The organism is Streptococcus sp. GMD1S (assembly GCF_000296875.1).
Classification (GTDB): Bacteria; Bacillota; Bacilli; order Lactobacillales; family Streptococcaceae; genus Streptococcus.
Window position 1 is genome coordinate 1 of record NZ_AJQY01000337.1, and the last position, 5,047, is coordinate 5,047.

Genomic DNA, 5,047 nt, shown 5'->3' on the forward strand with positions numbered 1-5,047 from the left:
GCCGCTCACGAGATGCTTTTGGACAATAAATTTGGTGACTCAGGTGCGCGTGTGGTCATCGAGGAATTCCTTGACGGAGAAGAGTTCTCTCTCTTTGCCTTTGTCAATGGGGACAAGTTCTACATCATGCCAACGGCTCAGGACCATAAACGTGCCTATGACGGCGACAAGGGCCCTAACACGGGTGGTATGGGAGCTTATGCGCCAGTTCCTCACTTGCCACAGAGCGTGGTTGATACGGCGGTTGAGACTATTGTCAAGCCAGTTCTTAAAGGAATGATAAAAGAAGGTCGTCCGTATCTTGGTGTCCTTTACGCAGGGCTTATTTTGACTGCTGACGGTCCGAAGGTTATAGAGTTTAACGCTCGATTTGGAGATCCCGAAACTCAGATTATCTTGCCTCGTTTGACATCTGACTTTGCGCAAAATATCACGGATATTCTCGATGGCAAGGAGCCAAACATCACGTGGACGGACAAGGGTGTGACTCTGGGTGTGGTTGTCGCATCCCAGGGCTACCCGCTAGACTATGAAAAAGGTGTTAAGCTTCCATCCAAGACCGAAGGCGACATTATCACCTACTATGCTGGAGCTAAGTTTGCGGAAAATAGCAGAGCGCTGCTATCAAATGGTGGACGTGTCTATATGCTCGTCACCACAGCAGATACCGTCAAAGAAGCCCAAGAAACCATCTACCAAGAACTCTCCCAACAAAAAACAGAAGGCCTCTTTTACCGAACAGATATCGGAAGCAAGGCCATAAAAGATTAACAGACATATTTGCCATGGCGAGCGAAAGCGAGCCACTATAGAATAATCGTCGCAGTAGTGGAACTCCTAGTAGCTTTGCTACTAGGAGCGGAAAACTGGAGACCTAGGCTCCAGTTTTAGTAATGGAACGCCACAAGCGTTCGCTTACGTCCGCACTACATTAGACGATTATTAAAAAGAAAAATAAAAATTCACAAAATACGTTAATGGTCGTATGGTTTGCGAGCATTAGCGAGCTAATATAGAGCAATCACCGCCGTTGTGAAAGAAGGCTTGGCTTTGTTAGCCAAGCCTTCAGGGAAATCGGAAGACCTTGGGCTTCCGATTTAGGCATGAGACACCTTTGGTGGCTGCTGCCGTCCCTCACAACCTAAGGTGATTGTTGAAAGGAAGAAAAAGGAGAAGAAATGAAACCAGTAATTTCCATTATTATGGGCTCAAAATCCGACTGGGCAACCATGCAAAAAACCGCCGAAGTCCTAGACCGCTTCGGTGTAGCCTACGAAAAGAAGGTTGTCTCTGCCCACCGGACACCAGATCTCATGTTCAGACATGCGGAGGAAGCTCGTAGCCGTGGTATCAAGGTCATTATCGCAGGTGCAGGTGGGGCAGCCCATTTGCCAGGTATGGTTGCAGCTAAAACAACCCTTCCTGTCATCGGTGTACCTGTCAAATCTCGTGCTCTTAGTGGTGTAGACTCGCTCTACTCTATCGTACAGATGCCGGGTGGTGTGCCTGTTGCGACTATGGCTATCGGTGAAGCTGGAGCGACAAATGCGGCCCTCTTTGCCCTCCGTCTCCTTTCAGTAGAGGACCTGGTTATTGCGACAGCTTTGGCTGATTTCGCAGAAGAGCAAGGAAAAATAGCAGAGGAGTCTACAAATGAGCTCATCTAAAACAATCGGAATTATCGGTGGTGGTCAGCTGGGTCAGATGATGGCCATTTCTGCTATCTACATGGGGTACAAGGTTATCGCGCTGGATCCTGCGGCGGATTGTCCAGCCTCCCGTGTGGCGGAAATCATCGTAGCTCCTTATAATGATGTGGACGCCCTTCGTCAGTTGGCGGATCGATGTGATGTTCTCACTTATGAATTTGAAAATGTCGACGCCGATGGTTTGGATGCCGTTATCAAGGATGGACAACTCCCACAAGGAACTGACTTGCTCCGCATTTCTCAAAATCGCATCTTTGAAAAGGACTTTCTCGCAAACAAGGCCCAAGTCACTGTGGCACCCTACAAGGTTGTGACTTCAAGTCAAGACTTGGCAGATATCGACCTGTCGAAAAACTATGTCCTTAAGACTGCGACCGGTGGCTACGATGGGCATGGGCAAAAGGTCATTCGCTCAGAAGCAGAATTGGAAGAAGCCTATGCACTCGCTGACTCAGCAGACTGTGTCTTGGAAGAATTTGTTAACTTCGACCTTGAAATTTCTGTCATCGTATCAGGAAATGGTAAGGATGTGACGGCTTTCCCAGTTCAGGAAAATATTCATCGCAACAACATTCTTTCAAAAACCATTGTGCCAGCTCGCATTTCGGAAAGTTTAGCTGAGAAAGCCAAAGCTATGGCCGTGCGAATCGCAGAACAACTGAACCTTTCTGGAACGCTATGCGTGGAAATGTTTGCGACGGCTGATAATATCATCGTCAACGAGATTGCCCCACGTCCACATAATTCAGGCCACTACTCGATTGAAGCCTGTGACTTCTCGCAGTTTGATACCCATATTCTCGGTGTTCTGGGAGCACCATTGCCAGCTATCCACCTGCATGCCCCAGCCGTCATGCTCAATGTCCTCGGCCAGCACGTCGAGGCTGCAGAAACATATGTCACAGAAAATCCAAGCGCCCACCTCCACATGTATGGTAAAATAGAAGCAAAGCACAACCGCAAGATGGGACACGTGACCTTGTTTAGTGATGTACCGGATAGTGTGGTTGAGTTTGGGAAAGGGATTGATTTTTGAAATGACAGAAGAATTTGATGAATCATTAGATGTATATGATGCTGCGGATATTTGGTTATCTAACGGAATGGATGAAGATTACACATTTGGTTATTCGGAAGAAGAACTTAGACGTGCCTTGGAAGATTAGTTTATACAATATAAAGGATACACAATGTCAAAAGAAATTTTTAATTCTAAAGAAACTCTTCTTGCTGCGGGAGAAATTATTACCATTTCAGAAAAAATTGCTCAAGGCAAATTGACTAAGATAACTGAAATTGAAGATGAAAAAATTCGTGAACTCATTGAGAATGGAATTAAATATAGTAAATCTAATGCTGATAAAATTGGTGGTGCTTTAGGTGCCACTGCTGGAGGAGGTTTAGGTGTTGTTAGTGGGTTTGGTCTTATTACTTTAATGGCTGCTGAAGGAACAGCTGGGGCAGCAGTAGTTACTAGTGGTTTAGCGGGTATAGGAGCTGTATTTGGCGGAGGAATGTTAGCAGGTCTGGGAACGATATTGGTTATTCCAGCTGCATTAGCTGCAGTCGGAGGAATAGTTGGTTTGATACTTTCTTCTAAAAATAAAGTTAGTAGAAATGAGGCAAAAAAAGAACTTCTTTCTGAGGCAGCAAGGATTTTAATAGATTTGAAAATAAAAGTTCAGGAAGTGAATAGTGAGTTTGTGCTAGGTGCTCTATTAACACTTAAAGCATTGATAAATGATTTGAATAGAGATTTAGAAAATTAGAACAAAGCAGTAGTGACCGTAGGTCACTCACCAGATGTTTCACGCCGTGGGGAGAGCGTAAGCGACGGAATTGTTGAGACCTTAGGCTCAACAATTAGCCATGAAACCGAAGGTTTGCTGGCGTCCGCCCCACCTAAGTGAAACATCAAAAAGAAAGGATTTAAACAAAAATGATCAACCGTTACTCTCGCCCTGAGATGGCGAATATTTGGAGTGAAGAAAATAAATACCGTGCTTGGCTTGAGGTGGAAATCTTGGCTGACGAGGCATGGGCTGAGTTGGGAGAAATCCCTAAGGAAGATGTGGCTTTGATTCGTGAAAAGGCTGACTTTGACATCGACCGTATTTTGGAGATTGAGCAAGAGACTCGTCACGATGTGGTGGCTTTCACGCGTGCGGTTTCTGAGACTCTTGGTGAAGAGCGCAAGTGGGTTCACTATGGTTTGACTTCTACCGACGTGGTGGATACTGCCTACGGTTACCTCTACAAGCAGGCCAACGACATTATCCGTCGTGACCTTGAAAACTTCACCAACATCATCGCTGACAAGGCCAAGGAGCACAAGTTCACCATCATGATGGGGCGTACCCACGGTGTGCATGCGGAACCGACGACTTTTGGTCTTAAATTGGCAACATGGTACAGCGAAATGAAGCGCAACATCGAGCGTTTCGAACATGCGGCTGCTGGTGTGGAAGCTGGTAAGATTTCTGGTGCGGTTGGTAACTTTGCCAACATCCCACCATTCGTTGAAAAATACGTCTGCGACAAACTCGGTATCCGTGCTCAAGAAATCTCTACACAGGTGCTTCCTCGTGACCTTCACGCTGAGTACTTCGCAGTTCTTGCCAGCATCGCAACTTCTATCGAGCGTATGGCGACTGAAATTCGTGGTCTTCAAAAATCTGAGCAACGCGAAGTAGAAGAGTTCTTTGCCAAAGGTCAAAAAGGGTCTTCAGCCATGCCTCACAAACGCAACCCTATCGGTTCTGAAAACATGACAGGTCTTGCGCGTGTTATCCGTGGTCACATGGTGACGGCCTATGAAAACGTAGCCCTTTGGCACGAACGTGACATCTCTCACTCATCAGCTGAGCGCATCATCACACCAGATACGACTATTTTGATCGACTACATGCTCAACCGTTTCGGAAATATCGTCAAGAATTTGACGGTCTTCCCAGAAAACATGATCCGCAACATGAACTCAACTTTCGGTCTTATCTTTAGCCAACGTGCGATGTTGACCTTGATTGAAAAAGGCATGACGCGTGAACAAGCCTATGACTTGGTGCAACCAAAAACAGCTTACTCTTGGGACAACCAAGTAGACTTTAAACCACTTTTGGAAGCCGATCCAGAAGTAACCTCACGTCTGACTCAAGAAGAAATCGACGAAATCTTCAACCCTGCATACTACACTAAACGAGTAGAGGATATCTTTGAACGTATCGGACTTGGTGACTAATCATAACAAAAAGCGAGATTCAATCTCGCTTTTTTGTATTCTCTTAGAAGAATCTTAGTCTTCTTTTCTCTTAGTCAGTCCGTAGGCTGCTAGAGTCGCC

The 5,047-nt window shown here is 45.9% G+C and carries 6 protein-coding genes and 1 pseudogene; all 7 read left to right on the forward strand.

The window, feature by feature from the left end; all coding sequences use genetic code 11:
- Window positions 1-771, forward strand: a 771-nt coding sequence (gene purD / locus GMD1S_RS09910) for a phosphoribosylamine--glycine ligase (RefSeq protein ID WP_000000294.1), incomplete at its 5' end; no start/stop codon positions are given.
- A gap of 286 nt (window positions 772-1,057) precedes the next feature.
- Window positions 1,058-1,150: pseudogene (locus GMD1S_RS12725) on the forward strand (phosphoribosylaminoimidazole carboxylase); the annotation flags it as partial.
- Window positions 1,151-1,178: 28 nt separating this feature from the next.
- Window positions 1,179-1,667 (forward strand): 5-(carboxyamino)imidazole ribonucleotide mutase, encoded by a 489-nt coding sequence (purE, locus tag GMD1S_RS09915; protein WP_000805605.1) that lies wholly within the window; start codon window positions 1,179-1,181, stop codon window positions 1,665-1,667.
- A complete protein-coding gene (purK, locus tag GMD1S_RS09920) occupies window positions 1,654-2,745 on the forward strand; it encodes a 5-(carboxyamino)imidazole ribonucleotide synthase (protein ID WP_000099072.1) in 1,092 nt (363 codons plus the stop codon). The genes purE and purK overlap by 14 nt, the downstream gene beginning before the upstream one ends.
- Before the next feature lies 1 nt (window position 2,746).
- Window positions 2,747-2,875: a hypothetical protein gene (locus tag GMD1S_RS12680; RefSeq protein ID WP_272942513.1), complete on the forward strand. Its 129-nt coding sequence runs from the start codon at window positions 2,747-2,749 to the stop codon at window positions 2,873-2,875.
- A 24-nt stretch (window positions 2,876-2,899) separates the two neighbouring features.
- Window positions 2,900-3,478, forward strand: coding sequence for a hypothetical protein (locus GMD1S_RS09925; RefSeq protein WP_000031524.1), 579 nt, complete (start codon window positions 2,900-2,902; stop codon window positions 3,476-3,478).
- Between the two features lie 170 nt (window positions 3,479-3,648).
- Window positions 3,649-4,947, forward strand: coding sequence for an adenylosuccinate lyase (gene purB, locus GMD1S_RS09930; RefSeq protein WP_000610724.1), 1,299 nt, complete (start codon window positions 3,649-3,651; stop codon window positions 4,945-4,947).
- Window positions 4,948-5,047 lie beyond the last annotated feature (100 nt).